We start from the raw sequence: 20426 nt of genomic DNA, 5'->3' as shown, positions 1-20426 counted from the left end.
GCACCTTTTCTTTTAAGCGTTTAAAAGCTGATCTGTTTTTCTTTGGACAGTGCATGCGCATAAGCAGCACGTTGCGAGACCCGTTTCAGATAGGCTTGAATCGCTGGATAGCTTTGACCCGTCCGGCTTTGCATGGCCTCCAAAGGAAAACTCATCTGAATATCGGCAAAACTGAAATGACCGGCAAAATAATCATGCTCACTCAAATAGCTTTCCAGAAACTGGATATGATCTTTTAAACGGCTCTGCACAAACTGTTTCTTCACTCCATCGCAGATTTTCTTGGCCACCGGCCGAATCAGCAACGGGGTATGTTTTGGTACAGTGGTCATCACCAGTTGCATTACCAGCAGCGGCATCAACGAGCCTTCCGCATAATGCATCCAGTAACGGTACTGGGCCTTGTCGGCAATATCTTCTGGGCGAAACTGCTGCTGTTCATCATAAGTTTCCTGCAAATATTCCAGGATCGCCGCAGATTCTGCCAGTACCTGCGACTGATCGACCAGAATCGGAGCCTTACCCAACGGATGGATCTGTTTTAAGGCCGGTGGCGCAGAAAGGTTGGGTTGACGTTTATAGTATTTAACCTCGTAATCCAGTCCTAATTCTTCCATGGCCCACAGGATACGAAATGATCGTGATTGTTCGAGATGATGTAAAACACGCATATTAGACTCATGATTTTATTGTTCTTACTTTTCGAGCATAGCAAAAAGCAGCAGACTCTAGCTCATTTTTTGATGACTGTAATGATATGTATCCTATGTTGTAGATTCACTATTTGAGTTCAACTCAGACAGCGCTCCATATTCCCATCATTTTTAGCATTTATCGGGAAGCACGCATCTGGTCTGGAAATGCAGGCGCTTCTAAACGTGGCCCATCATAGGCAGGAATGGAACCAAAACGTTCATGACCTTCAATCCATTGTTCCCGCGCAATTTTAAGTTCCTCTGTCGTACGCCCAACCAGATTCCACCACAGTAAAATCGGGCTTTCAAATGGTTCCCCACCAATCAATAGCACCCGGCTCCCGGTATGAATTTCAGCATTGACTTGCTGCAACCCCGGCTCCAGGATCAGCATATTATCTTCAGTCAGTTCATGCCCATTAATGCTGGCCGTCCCTTCAAGCACCATAAAGCCATATTCAAATTTCGGATTCAGCGGCAAGCGCGCACTGGTACTTTGAGCTGCATACAGATCTACTCCGAGCAGTTCGCTATGCACTTTAACTGGTGATCTCGTTTTTAAATATTCTCCGACCAGCACAGTAAACTCAATGCCTTGCTCATTTATGACCGGCAATTCAGGATAATGTTCAAAACCCGGTGCCATATTGATCTTGTCATCCGGCAAGGCAATCCATAACTGCGCTGCATGCATATGCGTTTCACTCTCGGGAGAGACTTCGGTATGTGAAATGCCATAGCCCGAGGTCATCAGATTGACCTGCTTGGGACGAATCAATTGCTGATTTCCCAGACTGTCATTGTGCATCATGCTGCCTTCGATCATCCAGGTAAAGGTCTGCAGACCAATGTGTGGATGAGGACCAATATCCAGACCATCTCCTTGCGGGAAAATGGCCGGACCCGCATGATCCAGAAAACACCAGGCACCAATCATGCGCTTATGCCGGCTCGGCAAGGCGCGTTTAATCACGGTACCCTGCCCGATTTCTGCACGACGCAAAGGAAACTCCTGAATAAACTGATTCACATACTTTTCACAATCATCGGAATTCGACAGTTCAATATCACTATTATTCGACATGGCTGAGCTTACCTCGGCATTTTCATTCTACTTTTTGAGTGGGTGAGACATGCATTTGACCGATTCAAGATGCCTTTCTATTCAGGACAATGTACAGGGTCTATAAGCAAAATCTATCCCTGGAAATATTTAGATACGTATAAAACGCCTCACTAGTCCCATCAATTTAAATCCTGAAAGGCTGATGAGATTTGTATGCAAAGCCCCCAAACTTGAGTTTTAGCAACACAATTATGATTTAGGCACATGGCGTTATGAGTTTAAATAAACTGAAGCCCCAAGAATATCATTCATCCATGTTTCACGTGAAACGAATCAACAACATCCAAAGACCCCCATGAATAAGACGATTATTCATGTATTTCAATCATTTTCAATTTTACAAAACACAAATTTTGTTACGTTTTAGCTTTAAAAACTTCCCGGATACCCAATTTTTGGGAGGTTATTTTTTACTCAATCACGGCATAATAGGCACCTATAAAAATAATACTGGACCAGGACATGTCTGCTCAGAATGAGAATATATATTCAACGGCGAATGTATCTTTTCAAAATTCGACGACCGATAAATCACTGAAATTATCTGAATGTGATCTGCAGAACCGTCAGCTGATTGAACAGGCGCTGACAGATCCTCATGCCCGTATTCCTGCCCCGTTTCAGCAGTATTTTCATGATTATGTTTATACGCATAGTCATCATAACTTGCGTCAAATTAACTATCTGGCACAAATTGCCTTTTTACTGTATTTCTTTGCCGATATTCTGATTATTCCAGACATGTTTTTTATTTCTGGTCTGATGCGTGTCGTTCTGGTTCTGGGCGCGATGTTTTGCTGTTATTACCTGTTTAAAAAACATAAAAATATTCAGATTCTGGACAGAATCTTGCCGATAGGCACCACTGTAGCTGCAGCGGCCTGGATTGGCTTACTCGCGCTTTCAACCAGTCCCCATGTTGCCATCTATATTTATGCCTCTGCGATCTTTATTCTCATCGCCAATCTCTGTGTGCAGACCCAGTTTAAAGTCGCAGTCTATTGCTCCATCTTGATTGCCCTATTTATCATGCTTGGGATATCCCAGTTCATGAGTGCTTCTCAAGCCTTTATTTTTAGTGTGGTCTTTAGTCCACTCTGGTTTTTTAGCATTTATATTAACTGGAATAATATTCTGAATATACGGCGTTCTTTTCTGCGCTCCCTACTTGATGAATGGAACTATCAAACCTTAAAGAATCTGGCACATACCGATGATTTGACCCAGCTCTACAACCGTCGCCATTTTGTCGATATGGCTGAACGCTCTATTCATCAATGGCCTAAACATGCCAGTAGCTGCCTGCTGATGTTTGATGTGGATCATTTTAAAAATATTAATGATAGCTATGGGCATGATGTTGGTGATCGGGTACTACAACTGATTGCTGAAGTGACCCGTAAAGAAATGCGGCATAGCGATGTACTGGCACGTTTTGGTGGGGAGGAATTTATCGCCCTCCTAGAAGATACTCAGCTGCAAGACAGCTGGGTGATTGCAGAACGAATTCGTTGTGCAATTCAAAAGCAGTACATTTATGTCGAACCCAATCATGCCATCCAGTTCACCATTTCGATCGGTGTAGCAGAACTGGAATCCCATACCCAGACTCTGGAAGATCTGATCAAACAGGCCGATATTGCCTTGTATCAGGCCAAGAAGTCTGGCCGAAACCGGATTGAAGTCTATCATCCGGATATGCTGAATAAGCCCAAGCCAGTAACAGAAAATCCCTGGAATGTATTTAAGCCAGGCACTCAACCAGCTCAGTCAACAGCGAATTAAAGCTGAATTATTAGTCTGTTCTTAAGCTAGGATGATCCTTAGAATGCATTAATCGGGGATTTCATTTTATAAAATAAATTTGACTCTTCCACTTTTAAAATATCAAACAAAAGAATAGAATATTTTTTATACAACTATATATAAATTTCATCTTATTCATTTTTATATATTTTAATTTGGGAAGGCTGCATGCCGCATGATAACGAAAAAGAATCACGTACTCTGATTCAAGAGGCTCTTCAAGATCCACTTGTTCGTATTCCTTCGCCTTTAAAACCAACCGACTATGCTCATCAGAAAAAAATCACTTTAAAATACTTATTACAGGTCAATTTATTCGCACAGCTGGCATATGCCTCTTATACCCTCGCCGATATTCTGGTGCTGCATGATATTCTCAATTTGCTCATTTTGACCAAAATTAGCTATACCATTCTGATCGTACTGATCACGATCTGGATGTATCACTCTTACCGCAATTTACCTGTGTTTGATTTACTCTTACCTACCCCAATTATTGGCGCAAGTGCCATCTGGTTTTTTAATCTAAATCAGTCTGAAAGTGCTTATACCCTCATTTATCAATATGCCTCCTTGGTTTTTATTGTGTTGGCCAATTTATGTGTGCAGATCCGGTTCTGGCCGTCTTTGATTACTTCGAGTCTGATTACTTTGATGATTTACATCGGTGTATATTTCAATACTCGATCTGACCTGTACCAGATGTTTTTATTTTCCCTGATTTATCTGCCAGTATTGACCTTCAGTCTATATATTAGCTGGAGCTCGACCTTAAAATCACGCATGGTATTTTTGCAGCATACCCTGAATGAATATAATCGGCAGGCCTTTGAAAATATGGCTCATACCGACTCACTCACTGGCCTGAATAACCGTCGCTGTTTTGAATATCTCGCGCAACAACTGGTACAACAGAATTTTGATCAACCGGTGCCTATGAGTTTACTGGTCTTTGATGTCGATCATTTTAAGCAGATTAATGATCGTTATGGTCATGATATCGGAGATCAGGTCTTACAGACGATTGCTCTAAATACACACAGCGAAATGCGGCAGCATGATATTTTGGCACGCTATGGCGGTGAGGAATTTATTGCATTTTTACCCGAAACCTCTCTGGATGAAGCGCTAAAAGTTGCCGAGCGTTTAAGGCATAACATTGAAAATATTGTGATCGATCTAGACAGCCAGCATCGTTTCAGTTTTAGCATTTCGATTGGTGCTGCCATTCTGGAAAGCTGTGAAACAGATTTAATGACCCTGATTAAACAGGCCGATATTGCCTTATATCAGGCTAAAGCCAATGGACGGAATCGGGTTGAAGCTTATGATCCAGATCTGGAGCAAAGTTTAGCTGGGGAGCTGCAAAACTGGCAGGTTAAACCGGCTTAAATTACCCGTTAAAAATTATCTTCATCAAAACGATCTTGGTCGATTTTATAGATATGAAAACTACGTTCTATTTGTACACCTAAACCAAATTCAATCATTAAAGACGTCAGCTTATCGCCATCAATTAAAACAATACCGGATTTTCTTGCCGACTCAATGGCCTCTTTACTGAAACTTGACGTAGTAATGAATACCCCCTTCTTAGCAACTTGATCAGCCAAAGCACCTTTAAACTGTTGAATGTCGGGACGACCAACAGTATCTTTCCAACGTTTCGCTTGGATGTAAATTTTATCTAGCCCTAATCGATCTTCACTAATTACACCATCAATTCCACCATCGTTGGTTTTACCAATCGCTTGAGCTGCATCTTGATGTGAACCGCCGTAGCCCATTGCCACCAGAAGATCGACAACCAGTCTTTCAAAAAATGAAGGAGATTTATCTTTTACCATCTGAAGCAAATCACTTTTCAAATCAGATTTTAATAATTCCGTTGTGTTCTGGATTGTTTCTTCTGGAGTCTGAGTTTCTTGGTAACTATTTAGGCTTTCAATAACTTGTAGATTCCCGATCCCAAACTCATCTTTATTTTTCTTTCCTAATTTAAAATCTGAAAATCCGTTGAACTGTGCTAAATATTCATTTGTTATAGCATCTAAACTTTTTAAATCAACCTGTCTACCCAAGCTACTAATCTCACAATATGCTCTCTTCGGTTGTTGAACTAAGCCCGCCTTAACTAAGTAGGTCTTTGCCCATGCCACTCTATCTTTAAATATATTTTTCCCGCTCGGAAGAATTTTATTTAAATCCTCTTCGTGTAAATTGGAACGTTCAGCTAGGATATTCGCAGCATCCGAAATTTTTATTGGCTCATTTAATTCTGATAATAATTTCATTAAAGGCAGCATTAATTGATCATAAGTAGGTAAAGGCATTTTTTAGCTTTTAAAGGTTTATTTTTATTCAGTATAAATCAAAAAAAGAGCGCCGAAGCGCTCTTTTTTATTAGGTTATATCTGATAAACCAGATACTGCCACGCGCATAGCGCTTGGCGTAATTTAGGCGGACAGCAGTGCTGTCCGAAACCCCTAAATTACTCCCATTCAATTGTTGCTGGTGGTTTAGACGATACGTCATACACAACACGAGAAACTTCAGCAATTTCATTCATGATACGGGTCGAGATCTTATCGACTAAATCATAAGGAAGATGCGCGAAACGAGCCGTCATAAAGTCCACGGTTTCTACCGCACGCAGTGCAATCACCCATGCATAACGACGGCCATCACCGACTACACCCACCGATTTTACTGGCTGGAATACTGCAAATGCTTGAGCAGTCTTGTCATACCAGCCGCTGTCACGTAGTTCCTGCATGAAGATGTCATCTGCAAGACGTAAAATGTCTGCATATTCTTTTTTCACTTCACCTAAGATACGCACACCTAGACCCGGACCTGGGAATGGATGACGATAGATCATGCTGTGCGGCAAACCTAAAGTCGTACCCAATTTACGTACTTCATCTTTAAATAAGTCACGTAATGGTTCAACCAGTTCAAACGCTAGATCTGCTGGTAAACCACCCACATTATGGTGTGATTTAATCACATGTGCCTTGCCCTGCTTGCTTGCAGCAGATTCAATTACGTCTGGATAAATCGTACCTTGTGCAAGGAATTTTACGCCATCTAATTTACGTGCTTCTTCAGCGAAGACAGCAATAAATTCACGGCCAATAATTTTACGTTTTGCTTCAGGATCAACTTCACCTGCAAGCGCAGTCAAGAAACGCTCTTCAGCATCAGCACGAATCACGCGGATACCCATGTTATCAGCAAACATTTGCATCACTTGATCGCCTTCGTTCAAACGAAGCAAACCGTTGTCTACAAATACACAGGTCAGCTGATCACCGATCGCTTTATGCAACAGCGCTGCCACTACAGATGAATCCACACCACCAGAAAGTCCTAGTAATACTTTTTCATCACCAATCTGTTGGCGAAGCTGTTCTACACGTAGATCAATAATGTGTTCTGGCGTCCACAGACCGCGACAGCCACAAATTTGATGCACGAAGTTCGACAGTAATTCTGCACCTTTAGAAGTATGTGTCACTTCAGGATGGAACTGAATACCATAGAAACGGCGAGTTTCGTCAGAAACCATCGCAATTGGACAGCTTGGCGTCTGTGCAGTGATCTGGAAGCCTTCTGGAATACGGGCAACCTTGTCACCATGACTCATCCAGACATGCAGCTGGTTTTCACGGTCCTGTAAATTACCGATCAGCTTGTCACGTACAACAATATCTACTTCTGCATAGCCAAACTCATGCACAGTACCTGGCTCAACTTTACCGCCAAGTTGTTCGCACATGGTTTGCAGGCCATAACAAATACCCAATACCGGCACACCCAGCTCGAATACCACTTGCGGCGCACGCGGGCTGCCCTCAAGGTGAACGCTCTCAGGTCCACCAGACAAGATGATACCGTTTGGATTAAATGCACGAATGTCTTCTTCAGACATATCATAGGCATACATTTCAGAATATACACCAGCTTCACGGACACGACGTGCGATGAGCTGACTATATTGAGAACCGAAATCCAGAATCAGGATACGATCTTCAGTAATTTGAGTATTGGTAGTCATGACGAACAACTATGAAAGGCAAACGAAAGATAAGCGCCGTATTCTAACATTTTTCAGCGCATTAAGCACACAATTCGCATTAGGTATGCATTTAGTTGATTGCATTATATTTCTAGCACAACAAAGCATCCCTTCGGATGCCTTGTTTGATCTGTCATTTTTATATTTTTAAGCTCAAGATTTAATCCAATTAAGTCTATTTTTATAAAAATCTGAAGATAATATGTAAGAGAAATTTTGGCTCGATTGAAGATGAATGAAGCGTTAATTATTTTACTTTCTGGTACTGACTTTCATGCCCCGGGCTGTTAGGATTTGACCACACTTTTGCTTGTATTGGGCTCATGGAACTGATTGATTTTATCTTGCATGTTGATGATCACTTGCTTGAATTTATCACCAATTACGGGATCTGGATTTATGCCATTCTTTTCCTGATTATCTTTGTAGAAACAGGTCTGGTGGTGATGCCGTTCCTGCCTGGCGACAGCTTGCTATTTGCAGCAGGTGCACTGGCAGCCTCTACAGGTGCGATGGATCCATGGGTGCTGATTCCGCTCTTGTTTGTGGCGGCAGTATTGGGCGACACCCTAAATTACCATATTGGTAAATATATTGGTCCTCGGGTTTTCGAGATCGAATCGCGCTTTATCAATAAAAAACACTTATTGGCGACTCAGCAATTCTTTGCCAGACATGGTGGTAAGACCATTATTTTTGCGCGTTTTGTTCCTTTTGCCCGTACATTTGCACCCTTCGTCGCCGGTGCTGGCAGCATGAATTACAAATATTTCCTGACCTATAATGTGGTGGGTGCATTCGCCTGGATTGGCTCATTTGTCATTTTGGGCTATATGTTTGGCAATATGCCGATCGTCAAAGACAACTTCACCTATCTGATTTTTGGCATCATTATTTTAAGCGTATTGCCAGGTGTGATTGGCTTTATTCAACAAAAGCTCAAAAAAAGTAAAACAGCTTAAGAGCTCTTTACATTAAGATTTTTTTACAGCCTGTGCGTTTAATCCCAAAGCTTGATCAGGAGTGGGATCAGACAAAGCAGGACAAATAGAGCCGCGCCTTTATAAATAAGGCCGGCTTTTATTTTTTCAGATGGACTGGTCAAAATGGCTTGACCAAAGACCATCCAGAAAATCCCGACCGGAACGGTACTCAAGCTAAAGGCAGCAAAAACCAGAACGAAGTTGGTCGGGCTTTGCCAGGTTTCCATCGGTAAAATTCCAGAGGCCAACAATGCTGCTTTAGGATTTTTTAGGGTAGTTGTAAACATTTGCCAGGGGCGAATCTGCGGATGGGTCTTGCTGTAACGTTCTAACTGCTGAGCCTTATATAAATGCAAGGTCATCCAGCCCACACAGATGGTACTCAGCACATAGACCAAGCCTTTAAAGTTTGGCCAGATCGGTGACGCCAGATGAATCAACAAGGCCCAGACATTAATGGCATAAAAATAACCGAGCAAAATGGCAGGAAGATAGAGACTGGTTTTGGCCTGCCCCTGTTGATGAGCAGAGCTGGCCACCAAGGCATTGGCGGGCCCTGGAACCATCAGCACAGCAATAAGTCCTAAAACAAATAACCAATTTTCAATCATCGCAATGAACTTTTCCGGGCCAAGGCTGTAGCTTAATCAATATGGGAGTGGGATAACAAGCTTATAAATTTCAGATTTATATACACTCTGGTCAATTTCCTGTGAGTTTTATCTTAATTTAAACCGCCCTATTCTTGGTGAAAGCAATAAAAAAATGCCGACCCGAAGTCAGCATTTATCCGTTTAATGTTGAATGATTTATTTAGGCGTCGCCTGCCGAACGATGATCGGACAGTTCTTATAACGCGCAGCCTGTACAATCGCTTCCTGCTCGCCTAAAAGCCGTGCCAGTTCAGTTCTTTTGGTATCAGATGACTGTCCCATATTAACTGAAACACTCGGGCCAATACCCCAACCACCGCGACTGCCCCAGCCACCGCCAAGACCAACGCCCACACCGACGCCAGTACGTTTCGGTGGCTCAACGCCATTGTCGATATACTGCTGAATACGGTTATATTCACCTTGTAGTTGCGAGCAACCCAAGGTCTGATAGAGGGTGGGCGACACATAAGTCGGTTTTACCGTCGTTGCACAGGCACTCAGTAATGCAAGTGCAGCAATACTCAGGCTTATTTTCACAAGTTTCATAGCTAACTCGATCTTAATTCTGCTCTATCTCATTGAACAACGATTGATAGGCCTGAGTCAATTTATGATCAGTAGCCAAATGAATCAAAGGCTGATTTTTCTGATGAGATTCTTTCATCAAGATTGATGGTGGCAACATACTATCAAGCACCGGTAAGCCTTCATCTTTGAGTTGTTGTACCACTTCACGCGGCAATTTGGCCTGTGCCTGAAACTGGTTGACGACAATGCCTTCAATTTCCAGCCCTTCATTATGGTCATCTTGGGTTTCAATCACATTTTCAATCAGAGTCTGTAAGGCACGTTTAGAAAATACATCACAGTCGAAGGGAATCAGCACGCGGTTTGCCGCAATGAGTGCAGAAAGGGTAAAGAAATTAAACGCAGGTGGTGTATCAATAAACACCCGGTCATAATGTCCTGATAGCTGTTGTAAAGCATCTCTTAACTTGTAGATCTTGTGCTTGGACTCCAGTGCATGGGTCAATGCACCCAGCGTTGGACTGGCCGGAATAACATCCAGATGTTTAAAAGAGGATTGATGCACATAGCTTTCCAGGCCTTTACTTCGGCTTTTTAAGATCGAGCCAATGGCATTGCCGAGCAGGCCCTTGCTTTGCTGATTGCCGAGTACATCTTCAAAATAGTTTTCGATATTCGGTTCAAGTGCCGGCTTGTCGCTGGAATACGTCGCATCATCGCCTAACACATACTGGCTAGAATTGGCCTGCGGATCCAGGTCAATCAATAATGTTTTTAAGCCCTGATGTGAACTGATCGCTGCCAGATTGACAGTAATACTGGATTTGCCTACCCCACCCTTTTGATTAAATACCACACGTGTACGCATGTCCCCTCCTCACATTTTTAATTACTTTTACCACATTTGTATTTTTTAATTATTTGCATGGGCTGGCTGTGCTGATCATCACAGCCAGCTTGCTTTTAGCCAAAATTCGGCTTGATCATCACCAAAGCCAGAATAGACACCAATGAAATCACAGCAATAACCAGGCCAGCACGACGCTGCGACAGCAAGATCGAATCATCTTTCTTATAGGCTTTGCCTAGAGAGGACACCAGTACCAAAAATAAAATAACTTTGGCATAGAACCAGGGCTGTACATCAAAGTCTTTGATGACGAGCGACACAATACCGGTCAGTGCAATCACCGTGATGGCTAAATGCTGTAAAGCGACTAGCGCTGTACGTGCCACCGGATTAGGTAAATTCCCTTGTGTACCGACAAACAAGGTCAAGGCACGGGCAAGAATGGCGACAATGGCCAGTCCTGCTGCCGACATATGAATAATCTTGACTAAAAGTTGGGTTTCCATCATGTCCTCTTAGTTTTTAGGTGCGTGTGCACAAGCAGGACTGGTCGTATCCTGACCTGCCCACTCTTCAGGCAAAAATGCATGAATAGCCAGTGCATGAATCTTGTCTTTTGACAGCAGATCACCTGCAGCAGCATAAACTTTCTGATGACGCTGGACTGGACGTAAACCGGCAAAAGCCTGACTCACAATCACGGTTTTAAAATGCGATTCTTTTCCCGGAAAATAACCGCCATGACCCGAAGATTCATTCACCACTTCCAAATGGGTTGGGGATAATTGCGCCAAACGGTCTTTCAGTTGTTGTTCTAAACTCATGGTCTGACTCCAATCTTCAAAAATATGGTCTCAGTATACCTTGTTCTGCCGAGTATTTCGGTAATCTGTTCAGATGCAATCCGTTGATTGTGGCGAAAATTTATTGATTTTTATATGAATATTGGTTATTTATTGTCTGGTCTACAGCATTTTGCTTTTATTTTATGCAATTGATGCAAGATTTTTAACAAAGGTGTTGACCACATTTTTGCATGCTGTATTATACACGGCATGCGGGAATAGCTCAGTTGGTAGAGCATAACCTTGCCAAGGTTGGGGTCGGGAGTTCGAGTCTCCTTTCCCGCTCAAAATTTTTTCATTTAGTTTTTTCATTTAAAAAACTTTATAGACTCCGCGGGAATAGCTCAGTTGGTAGAGCATAACCTTGCCAAGGTTGGGGTCGGGAGTTCGAGTCTCCTTTCCCGCTCCAGATTCAAAAAGCCCTCATCGAAAGATGGGGGCTTTTTTATTGTTGATTATTAACAATATTTTTTCTAAAACCTCTCTGTTCTAGCTTTGGAAGAAGTTCTAAAATTTTTAGACAACGTGTTTTTTGAAGCTGGTGCGTGACCAAAAGTGCCCTAAACGTGCCTTCCCTTTATCATATACAAATCAACTCATTCACTATTTTGGTATTTTTTTAATCAATTTTATTATAGATAATCAGAACACCTCTCCCACACACTTGACTTCTCTTTTTTTCATCAATTTTAGTATTTCTTATTTTATTAATTTTTATGGTGACCAAATTTGGTCACCATAAATACATAATTAAAACATTTACTTATGATAAAAAACTCAATTTTACTCTCTTTCAATCAATCATTTTTCTCTTCATTTTTCTTAAATTTTAATAAATCACCCACTTCAACATTAAGTAATACACACAATTTTTCTAACGTTTCAAAATCTATTCGAGTCGATTGACCATTATATAACTTATGTAATGTTGTCTTACTCATTCCAGTCGCCCGCACTACATCCGCTACTTTCATTCTTCGTTCTGCCAAAAGTACTGGCAAGTTACAAACTATCATTAATTACCACCATTGTGTAATAAAGTACTTGCATGGTGTCTAAATGCATCTATTATTGCATTGTGACCTTAAATAACACCATTATGATACTTTATAGAAGGATACAGACATGAATCTTACTTATATTACTACAAAAGAACTGGCGGAACGAATCCATTACAACGAGCGTACCATCCGTAATCAGTTGAAGGACAGTGTTCTAATCGAAGGCATTCATTACATCCGCCCTTTTGGTGGACGCAAAATTTTATATGTATGGGAGCGTATTGAAGAAGATATGACCAAAACCACTTTAGGCTCGCTACACAGCCTACAACTTCAGTAAGGAGAACATTATTATGGCTGCCATCCGTACTAGATACGGTAAGTTATGTGTCGATTTTCGATACTTAAACATCCGTTGTCGTGAAACAACAGCTCTGGAAGACAATGCTCAAAATCGCAAAAAGCTTGAAAAAGCGATTGAGCGAATGGAAGCAGAAATCTTATTGGGTATTTTTGACTATGCTAAATACTTTCCAAAAAGTTCTCGTTTGAAAGAAATCAAAAATGCAGAAAACAGAGTAAATGAGATCAGCTCTAAAACACCTCTATTTTCAAAATTCTGTGAAATTTGGTTCACTGATAAAGAAATAGAATGGCGTACAAGCTACAAGGGAAAAATTCAAATTGTGATCAAAAAGTACTTAATCCCTTTTTTTGGCACAATTCCGGTTATTAATATTAAAAAGTCAGACATTCTTGGATTCCGCTCATCCCTCGCCAAAGTGACTCACGGGAAAAACCAAGAATGTCTTTCACCATCAAGAATCAACCAGATTATGATAGCACTGCGCATGATACTCGATAGTGCTGCTGAACGATATGACTTTGATAGCCCTTATAAGAATATCAAGAACTTAAAGCAAGGAAAGATTGAAGTAACACCTTTTTCATTAAAGGAAGTACACGCAATCCTTGCCACAGTTCGTGATGATTTCAAGCCTTATTATACTGTTAGATTTTTCACAGGTATGCGCACCAGTGAGATCGATGGCTTGCAATGGAAAAATGTGGACTTACCACGTCGTGAAATCCATGTCAGAGAAGCGTTAGTAAATGGGGAGCTTGGTGGAACCAAAACTTATGGTTCTGACCGTACCATCCAAATGAGTGATCGGGTTTATCAGGCCTTTCTGCAACAGAAAAGCTTAAATAATGGTAAATCAGAGTTTGTATTCTGCAATCGTGATGGTGGGCCTCTCGATTATCGCCTTGTAAACAAGCGTGTCTGGCATCCCCTGCTACGCTATTTAGGACTAAAGCCTCGTCGTGCTTATCAAACACGTCATACTGCTGCAACGCTCTGGCTGTCGGCAGGCGAGAATCCGGAATGGATCGCACGCCAGCTGGGACATTCAACCACTGAAATGCTGTTTAGGGTCTATAGCCGCTACATTCCAAATGTTACACGTCGCGATGGTAGCGCTTTTGAAGCCATGCTGGAGAGACTTAATACAGAGGAGCTTGCCCATGAAAAGTAAAGCTTTCTTTGGCGGCGTAGTCGTTAGTCCAGAAGCAGATATGGTCGCGCGTGAACTCATTCACGAGTTACATATTCCCAAACTGCACAATCTGGCCTTTTTGCTGGAAATCAATAAATGCTTCGATGATCACCAAGCATTAAGACTCTGGCTACAGCGAATGCTGGATGAAGAGCAAGCTCATTACGATGACTTGGCTCAACAGGCCCGTCTCCGCTTAATGAGCCTAGCTCACTAATAAAACAAACATAAAAGGTCATCAAATCGATGACCTTAGCCCCTCTATACCTATAAAAAGGTGAACACATGCATAAAGATATTTCAATTTGGATGCCACTCTATATTGGCGACCTACAGGCAAAATTTGCACGAATGACAGCAGAACAAATTGGTGCGGCACTGCTGTTAATGATGGATTTCTGGAAAAATGGTGCCATTCCTCATGACCTAGCTACTGTATGTAGCATTACGAAATTACCGCAGCACACCAAGGCTAAAACTTTGTTAAATACGCTGATAGCCCTGGAATTGTTTGAAGTCGAGTCTGAGCAGATTCATTCAAATTTCTTAAGCAGTTTAAAAAGTCAGGCATTACAAAATCAGCAAATGAAATCTGATAAAGCTAAAAATGCAGCTCAAGCACGTTGGGGGAAATCTGCTAGTAATGCTCAAGCATCAACCAAGCAACGAAAAGTAAATGCTCAAGCAGCTCCTGAGAAGAGCTCGAGTATTACTCAAGCCATGCTTGAACCATGCCCTTCATCTTCATCTTCATCTTCATCTTTATCTTTATCTTCATCTTCATCTTCATCTTCAAATTTTGAAGAAAAAAATGAGGATTTTTTAGAAAATTCCAAATGGATTTAGGAGAATAATCATGAATACCATGCTTAAAACGCTCCAGTTTCGCGCAGAAACAACGGAAACACTTTGCCCTACCCATCATATACCCCTGATGGAAATCGCCGGTCACAGGCTCTGTAAATTGTGTGCCAAAGAAACCGTCCAACACTCACATGCAGCCTATGAGAATGAACTGCAACAGCGATTGCTAAAACAGAAAATTAAAAATTCAGGGCTCAATAAACGCTACCTGGATCGGGGCTTCAAGAATTATGTAGTTGCATGCCCTGCACAAGACAATACCATCAAACTATGTCAGGCCTTTGCACAGCAGATTATTTCTGACCACAACCCGAACATGTTGATGATTGGTACACCAGGTACAGGTAAAACCCATCTGAGTGCATCAATTATTCGTAACATTCTGCATAACAGTACAAAATCTGCACGCTACTATACCAGTGCAGAAATTGCTCAAAAAATGATGGACACTTGGTCAGATGCTTCACGCTCTGAAAAGGAAGTCATCGACCATTTCTCCAGCTTTGATTTATTAGTGATTGATGAATATGGCCTGCATGACCGGCATGAAAAACGCCTGGAGATGGTACATAAGGTTTTGTATAGTCGTTATGACAACATGAAATCTACCCTTCTGATTTCCAATTTCACAGTCCAAAATATGCAGCGAGATTTAGGTATCCGATTATGGTCACGATTACATGAAAACAATTTGATTGTAGTACCGTGTTATTGGGATGATCAGCGGATAACCAAATAATACGACTCTTTACTTAAGCCAATTATCTCGCTGAAATAATTGGCTTTTATAATTAGATTTTTCAAAATTGCATTAATTGCATATTCTTATTAAATGGACAGATATTCTTATTTGAAGCTAAACACCCGTTCTTATTTGGTGGTGTTTCAAAAAGTATGCTGAAAAAAACAATATGGCTTTTGATAAAATAAAGGTATGAAAATAACGCTACAAATCAAATGTCCTACCTGTCTAAGTAACAATATAAAGAGAAATGGCATCAAAGTAGATGGGAAACAAAACCATCAATGCAAAGATTGCAAACGTCAGTTTATTGGTGATCATGCATTAAGCTATCAAGGATGTAACTCAGGTATTACCGGCAAGATATTACATTTAATGGTCAGAGGAAGCGGTGTAAGAGATATTGCTGAAGTCGAGCGTATCAGCATTGGCAAGGTATTACGAACCTTAAGTGAATCGATCTATCAGATTCAGCCTAAACAAAGCCACTACGAATGTCTTGAAGTCGATGAACTTTGGACTTTTGTAGGGAATAAGAAAAATAAACAATGGCTTATTTATGCCTACCATCGAGAATCTGGAGAAGTTGTTGCTTATGTTTGGGGTAAGCGGGATTTAGCAACGGTTCAACGTCTTAAAGCTAGACTTAAAAAGCTTGGGGTTCAATATGCTCGAATTGCGAGTGATCATTGGGATAGTTTTATCACAGCATTTCAATGTTGCAAGCAAGTGATCGGTAAGTTTTTTACCGTCGGTATTGAAGGTAACAATTGTAGAATTCGTCATCGAATCAGGCGTGGATTTAGGAGAAGTTGCAACTTTTCTAAAAAGCTCGAAAATCATTTTAAAGCCTTTGATTTGACTTTCTTTTACCTTAATAACGGATTTGTTTAACGCCAGCATACTTTTTGAAACACCACCAAAAATCCCTCTTTTTAAAAGAAGGATTTTTAGTAGATTGATGACGTTTATTCGACTTAACGCTCGGTTAAGGCATTGTTTTTCGCTTTTAAAATTGGTTTAAGTAAATAAGAAAGAATTGTTTTCTTACCTGTCATAATATCCAATTGAACCGTCATCCCTGGAATCACAGACAATCCTTTACCGAAAGTTGGTTTGTCTGTCACTGCACGGACGATATAAAACATATTGCCTTTTTCATCGGTAAATGTGTCTGGGCTAATATGTTTTACTTTCGCATTCATTCCGCCATAGATTGAAAAATCATAGGCCGTAAATTTAATCACCGCAGGCAAATCTGGTCGTACAAAAGCAATATCTTTCGGAGACACTTTTGCTTCAACAATCAATTGTCCATCTAAAGGTACGATTTCCGCGACTTGATCACTCGGTTTCACCACCCCACCGATGGTATTAAAGAAAATTTTCTGCACGATACCATTGGTCGGTGAACGAATATCTGTGGTTTTTACTCGATCTGCCACGCCTGAAATACTTTCCTTTAAACTCACTAGCTGAGCTTGCGCTTCTGCCAGTTCATTGCGCCATTGATTTTTTAAACTCACCGCAGCCTCAGAAGTGCGTGATTGCGCTTCCCCAATAGATGCCTGCGTAGCTCTTAAATTCGCTGCCGCCTGTTTGCGTTCGCCATCGGCATTCGATACGTCACGTTCAAGGCGCAAAATATCCATTTCTGACACTGCACCCGTCTTTAACAACGGTCTTGTGGTATTTAACTCCCGCACCGCAATTTGATATGCTCTTTCGGCTTGGCCGAGCGCAGCTTGCGCCCGTTGTGACTCCTGTTGACGGGTCGAAACCGTGCCTTGATTGGTCATGGTTCTTTGACTCAGTTCACGCAGACTTTTCTGCATAATATTGGCTTTCTTGCGCCATAATGATTGCAGCTGCATCAGGTGAAACCCCCGCAGGGACACTGCCTGAGGTATAGCCCGAGCCATTTAATTGTGCACTTAAACGTCTAACTTTGGTTTGCAAGGCAAAAATCTTGGCATTAACTTCATTCAAATTTGAGGTGAACCGTGTCGGGTCAATACGAATCAATAGATCGCCTTTTTTGACGTGCTCACCTTCCTGCACATACACCTTTTCAACCACGCCACCATCAACCGATTGAATCACTTGCATCTGTTGAGATGGAATCACTTTTCCTTCACCACGAGTAATTTCATCGACTTTGGCAAAACCTGCCCAAAGCAACAGGCAGACAAAAGTCACCACAATAATATAAAGGGTCATTCGTGTCTTGAGTGGTTTTTGTGATTGTGTGACTTCCTTAACCTGTCGCTGCCAATCATTTGCATCGGCAGGTTGATATTGTTTAAATAAACGCAAACGACCGAAAATAGGATTCATCACCTTTTCAGAGTTTTCGATACTTTTACCTACACCTTGAAATAATTTCTCGCGATTGGTTTTATTTTGTTCTTCGCTCACGACGTTACTCCTACAGTTTTTTCTTGTTGAGGAAACATCGCTTTCAAGACAGTTTCTTTCTCGCCATTTGCAATGACTTTGCCATCTTCAAGAATGATAATTCGATCGACCAAAGCCAATAACGCAGGTTTATGCGTGACCAAGATCAAGGTGTGTTGGGCTGTCATGTATTGTTTTAAATGATGAATCACATGATTTTCCAATGGCGTATCCATGGCACTGGTCGGCTCATCGAAAATCAAAATTTTCGCATTTTGAGCAATTGCACGTGCAACTGCGATTGCTTGACGTTGCCCACCCGACAGTTTGTGCCCTCGCTCACCGACTTGCAAAGACAAACCATCTTCATGTGCTTTTAGAATCTGCCCTAAACCCGAAATGACTAAACTTTGTTCCAAAACCGTTCGGCTGACATGTGGATTGCCCAACACAATATTCGACAACACCGTACCATTCAATAAGTCGATGTCTTGTGGAATATAACCAATTTGGTTGCGTAATTCCGCAGGATCAATCTGTGCAATATTGGTTTGATCAATAAATACCGTACCCTCTGTAGGTCGATAAAGTGACAATAATATTTTTTCAATCGAGCTTTTACCAGAACCGACTTTACCCAATATCGCCACTTTTTCACCTGCGCGAATCGATAACGTAATATCTTCCAAAGCTGAACGTGACTCATTCGGATAGCGCAAACTGACATTTTTAAATTCAATATTACCAATAAGATTGGTATGACTGACCCAACCTTTTAGATTTTCTCGCTCTTGTTCCGCTTCAACTGTTTTGTTCAATAAATTTAATGCACTTGACGCTTGATAATATTGAGTAAGTAAGCCTGCAACCTGTGCAATTGGGGCCAACGCACGAGTCGAAATCATATAACAGGCAATGAGTGCGCCTTGCGTGAGCTTGCCTTCAACAATCAAGTAAACCCCGATGATGATAATGACCACGCCAACGGTTTGTTGAACCCATGACGCAAAGTTTCCAACCGTTCCACCCAAAAAACGTAACTTTGCAGAATAATGCACGGTAAAACGGGTGGCTTTTTCCCACAAAGCTTGCATACGACCGTTAGCATTAAAACTCTTAATGGTTTCTTCATTGTTTAAAGTTTCAATTAACAAGGCTTGACGTTGTTGTGAAGCTTCTGCCATCGCATCAGATAATTTTTTCAAATTGACATGCACTGACAACGCGTGCAATAAAATGATAAATGCTGCAATGAGCAGCGGAATCACAAACACCCATGAAATGATACAAATGACCGCAAGGAACAATACAAAAAACGGCAGATCGACTAAGGAAACAACAGTCAATGAACTGGTAAATGAACGAATCGATTCATAGGATTGAATATTTGATGCCGTCATACCAACCGACATATTATTCTGCTCCATGCGACGACCAAGCACTTTTTCCATGATATAAGCAGATAGTTTATTGTCTGCACGCGTCGCAGCTAAATCGACAAAATAACTGCGTCCTAACTTTAAAACAAAATCGGCGGTAATAATAATCATGATGCCGAGTGCCAAAACCCATAACGTATCCAATGCATGATTTGGTACAACTCGGTCATAAACGTTCATGACAAAAAATGGAGAACATAAGGCGAAAATATTGATGAATAATGCACCGAGCAAAATATCTTTATAAATTGAACGGTGTTCACGAATTACACGCCAAAACCAGTGTTGCTGATTTTTTTCCATTTTCAGTTTGTTATCGACAATAAACTGACGTTGCTGTAAATAAATCACCGAACCTGCATATTGCGCTTGTAATTCCGCAATTGGAATTTGTTTAACGGTATCGGCCAATTCTGGAAAATAAACGGTTGCTAGTTGCTGTTCATGATCAATTCGATACAACACACACGCAGTATTATTTTTTAACAATAAAATTGCAGGAAACACAAAGTGATTTAACTGTGCTAAACCTTGCTGCACTATATTACTGCTTAAACTCACACGATCTGCAGCACGTGCTACAAAGTCAGGAATCAGCAAGCCATTCGGCAAAGGTAAACCCGAAAGCAGCCCTTCTTGCGTAATACTTACCTCATAATCTTTAGCGACCCGAATGAGGCATAACGCTAAAGGATCAAATATTTGTGTTGTCACTTATTCACCATAGGTCAAAATGTATTTTGATTCTTTTGAACTTAAACTTGCAGATGAGTTAATGTATTGCTTCCAATTGTTCAATAACAAGAACTTCTCTTATATAAAATGTATATTTACAAGTAAAATAGGGTGCACG

Annotated in this window: 22 protein-coding genes and 2 tRNA genes; 11 read left to right on the top strand and 13 right to left on the bottom strand. The window is 41.2% G+C overall.

Annotated features, from left to right (window positions below; translation table 11 throughout):
* Window positions 1–20 precede the first annotated feature (20 nt).
* Window positions 21–671 (bottom strand): glutathione S-transferase family protein, encoded by a 651-nt coding sequence (locus tag ACO1B7_RS07745; RefSeq protein ID WP_005264641.1) that lies wholly within the window; start codon window positions 669–671, stop codon window positions 21–23.
* Window positions 672–831: 160 nt separating this feature from the next.
* Window positions 832–1779, bottom strand: coding sequence for a pirin family protein (locus ACO1B7_RS07740; protein ID WP_312328662.1), 948 nt, complete (start codon window positions 1777–1779; stop codon window positions 832–834).
* Between the two features lie 504 nt (window positions 1780–2283).
* On the opposite strand from ACO1B7_RS07740, the gene ACO1B7_RS07735 reads away from it, so the two are divergent.
* Together ACO1B7_RS07735 and ACO1B7_RS07730 are read left to right on the top strand one after the other, a co-directional pair.
* The gene (locus ACO1B7_RS07735) at window positions 2284–3606 is read left to right on the top strand and encodes a GGDEF domain-containing protein (RefSeq protein WP_423090003.1); all 1323 of its coding nucleotides are present in this window, start codon (window positions 2284–2286) and stop codon (window positions 3604–3606) included.
* Window positions 3607–3795: 189 nt separating this feature from the next.
* Window positions 3796–5019 (top strand): GGDEF domain-containing protein, encoded by a 1224-nt coding sequence (locus ACO1B7_RS07730; protein WP_423090002.1) that lies wholly within the window; start codon window positions 3796–3798, stop codon window positions 5017–5019.
* An 8-nt stretch (window positions 5020–5027) separates the two neighbouring features.
* Here the strand turns inward: ACO1B7_RS07730 and ACO1B7_RS07725 are convergent, their stop codons facing one another.
* Both ACO1B7_RS07725 and guaA read right to left on the bottom strand, forming a co-directional pair.
* Window positions 5028–5960 carry a restriction endonuclease gene (locus ACO1B7_RS07725; RefSeq protein ID WP_004280964.1) on the bottom strand — a complete coding sequence of 311 codons (933 nt, stop codon included), beginning with the start codon at window positions 5958–5960 and terminating at the stop codon, window positions 5028–5030.
* Between the two features lie 159 nt (window positions 5961–6119).
* Window positions 6120–7688 (bottom strand): glutamine-hydrolyzing GMP synthase, encoded by a 1569-nt coding sequence (gene guaA, locus ACO1B7_RS07720; RefSeq protein WP_423090001.1) that lies wholly within the window; start codon window positions 7686–7688, stop codon window positions 6120–6122.
* Between the two features lie 344 nt (window positions 7689–8032).
* Here guaA and ACO1B7_RS07715 point away from each other — a divergent pair, with 344 nt between their 5' ends.
* Window positions 8033–8671 (top strand): DedA family protein, encoded by a 639-nt coding sequence (locus ACO1B7_RS07715; RefSeq protein WP_005264627.1) that lies wholly within the window; start codon window positions 8033–8035, stop codon window positions 8669–8671.
* 38 nt (window positions 8672–8709) lie between these two features.
* Here ACO1B7_RS07715 and ACO1B7_RS07710 read toward each other — a convergent pair whose 3' ends face one another.
* The 5 genes from ACO1B7_RS07710 to ACO1B7_RS07690 form a co-directional block, all read right to left on the bottom strand.
* Window positions 8710–9303 carry a threonine transporter RhtB gene (locus tag ACO1B7_RS07710; RefSeq protein ID WP_311204133.1) on the bottom strand — a complete coding sequence of 198 codons (594 nt, stop codon included), beginning with the start codon at window positions 9301–9303 and terminating at the stop codon, window positions 8710–8712.
* A gap of 198 nt (window positions 9304–9501) precedes the next feature.
* Window positions 9502–9894 (bottom strand): hypothetical protein, encoded by a 393-nt coding sequence (locus tag ACO1B7_RS07705; protein ID WP_086044325.1) that lies wholly within the window; start codon window positions 9892–9894, stop codon window positions 9502–9504.
* Window positions 9895–9907: 13 nt separating this feature from the next.
* Window positions 9908–10744 carry a ParA family protein gene (locus ACO1B7_RS07700; RefSeq protein ID WP_423090000.1) on the bottom strand — a complete coding sequence of 279 codons (837 nt, stop codon included), beginning with the start codon at window positions 10742–10744 and terminating at the stop codon, window positions 9908–9910.
* Between the two features lie 95 nt (window positions 10745–10839).
* A complete protein-coding gene (locus ACO1B7_RS07695; protein WP_005264623.1) occupies window positions 10840–11232 on the bottom strand; it encodes a SirB2 family protein in 393 nt (130 codons plus the stop codon).
* 9 nt (window positions 11233–11241) lie between these two features.
* Window positions 11242–11550: a BolA family protein gene (locus tag ACO1B7_RS07690; RefSeq protein ID WP_004280957.1), complete on the bottom strand. Its 309-nt coding sequence runs from the start codon at window positions 11548–11550 to the stop codon at window positions 11242–11244.
* Window positions 11551–11783: 233 nt separating this feature from the next.
* Between ACO1B7_RS07690 and ACO1B7_RS07685 the strand changes: the two genes are divergently transcribed.
* A tRNA-Gly gene (locus ACO1B7_RS07685) sits at window positions 11784–11856 on the top strand.
* A 48-nt stretch (window positions 11857–11904) separates the two neighbouring features.
* Window positions 11905–11980: transfer RNA gene (locus ACO1B7_RS07680), tRNA-Gly, on the top strand.
* Window positions 11981–12368: 388 nt separating this feature from the next.
* Here the strand turns inward: ACO1B7_RS07680 and ACO1B7_RS07675 are convergent.
* Window positions 12369–12587 (bottom strand): helix-turn-helix domain-containing protein, encoded by a 219-nt coding sequence (locus tag ACO1B7_RS07675; RefSeq protein WP_086266427.1) that lies wholly within the window; start codon window positions 12585–12587, stop codon window positions 12369–12371.
* A gap of 109 nt (window positions 12588–12696) precedes the next feature.
* Here ACO1B7_RS07675 and ACO1B7_RS07670 point away from each other — a divergent pair, with 109 nt between their 5' ends.
* The 6 genes from ACO1B7_RS07670 to ACO1B7_RS07645 all read left to right on the top strand — a co-directional run bounded on the left by ACO1B7_RS07670 (window position 12697) and on the right by ACO1B7_RS07645 (window position 16631).
* Window positions 12697–12912 (top strand): hypothetical protein, encoded by a 216-nt coding sequence (locus tag ACO1B7_RS07670; protein WP_001054887.1) that lies wholly within the window; start codon window positions 12697–12699, stop codon window positions 12910–12912.
* 13 nt (window positions 12913–12925) lie between these two features.
* Window positions 12926–14110, top strand: coding sequence for an Arm DNA-binding domain-containing protein (locus ACO1B7_RS07665; protein ID WP_086266426.1), 1185 nt, complete (start codon window positions 12926–12928; stop codon window positions 14108–14110).
* Window positions 14100–14348, top strand: a complete 249-nt coding sequence (locus ACO1B7_RS07660; protein WP_086266425.1) for a hypothetical protein — start codon at window positions 14100–14102, stop codon at window positions 14346–14348. Before ACO1B7_RS07665 ends, ACO1B7_RS07660 begins: the two co-directional genes overlap by 11 nt.
* Window positions 14349–14416: 68 nt before the next feature.
* Window positions 14417–14977, top strand: a complete 561-nt coding sequence (locus ACO1B7_RS07655) for a DUF1376 domain-containing protein (protein ID WP_423089999.1) — start codon at window positions 14417–14419, stop codon at window positions 14975–14977.
* Between the two features lie 10 nt (window positions 14978–14987).
* A complete protein-coding gene (locus tag ACO1B7_RS07650; RefSeq protein WP_004732695.1) occupies window positions 14988–15734 on the top strand; it encodes an ATP-binding protein in 747 nt (248 codons plus the stop codon).
* A gap of 195 nt (window positions 15735–15929) precedes the next feature.
* Window positions 15930–16631: an IS1 family transposase gene (locus ACO1B7_RS07645; RefSeq protein WP_004732697.1), complete on the top strand. Its 702-nt coding sequence runs from the start codon at window positions 15930–15932 to the stop codon at window positions 16629–16631.
* An 83-nt stretch (window positions 16632–16714) separates the two neighbouring features.
* Here ACO1B7_RS07645 and ACO1B7_RS07640 read toward each other — a convergent pair whose 3' ends face one another.
* From ACO1B7_RS07640 to ACO1B7_RS07630, 3 genes are read right to left on the bottom strand one after another with little or no spacing between them, the layout of a single operon-like run.
* Window positions 16715–17611: an HlyD family type I secretion periplasmic adaptor subunit gene (locus ACO1B7_RS07640; protein WP_423089998.1), complete on the bottom strand. Its 897-nt coding sequence runs from the start codon at window positions 17609–17611 to the stop codon at window positions 16715–16717.
* Entirely contained in the window at window positions 17553–18155 is a 603-nt protein-coding gene (locus ACO1B7_RS07635; RefSeq protein ID WP_423089997.1) for a biotin/lipoyl-binding protein, read from the bottom strand. The genes ACO1B7_RS07640 and ACO1B7_RS07635 overlap by 59 nt, the downstream gene beginning before the upstream one ends.
* Window positions 18152–20287, bottom strand: a complete 2136-nt coding sequence (locus tag ACO1B7_RS07630) for a type I secretion system permease/ATPase (protein ID WP_004732702.1) — start codon at window positions 20285–20287, stop codon at window positions 18152–18154. The genes ACO1B7_RS07635 and ACO1B7_RS07630 overlap by 4 nt, the downstream gene beginning before the upstream one ends.
* Window positions 20288–20426: the final 139 nt, after the last annotated feature.

Origin of the sequence: Acinetobacter lwoffii (genome assembly GCF_049367455.1) — a bacterium.
Classification (GTDB): Bacteria; Pseudomonadota; Gammaproteobacteria; order Pseudomonadales; family Moraxellaceae; genus Acinetobacter; species Acinetobacter lwoffii_W.
This window is presented reverse-complemented; position numbering and strand designations above follow the sequence as displayed.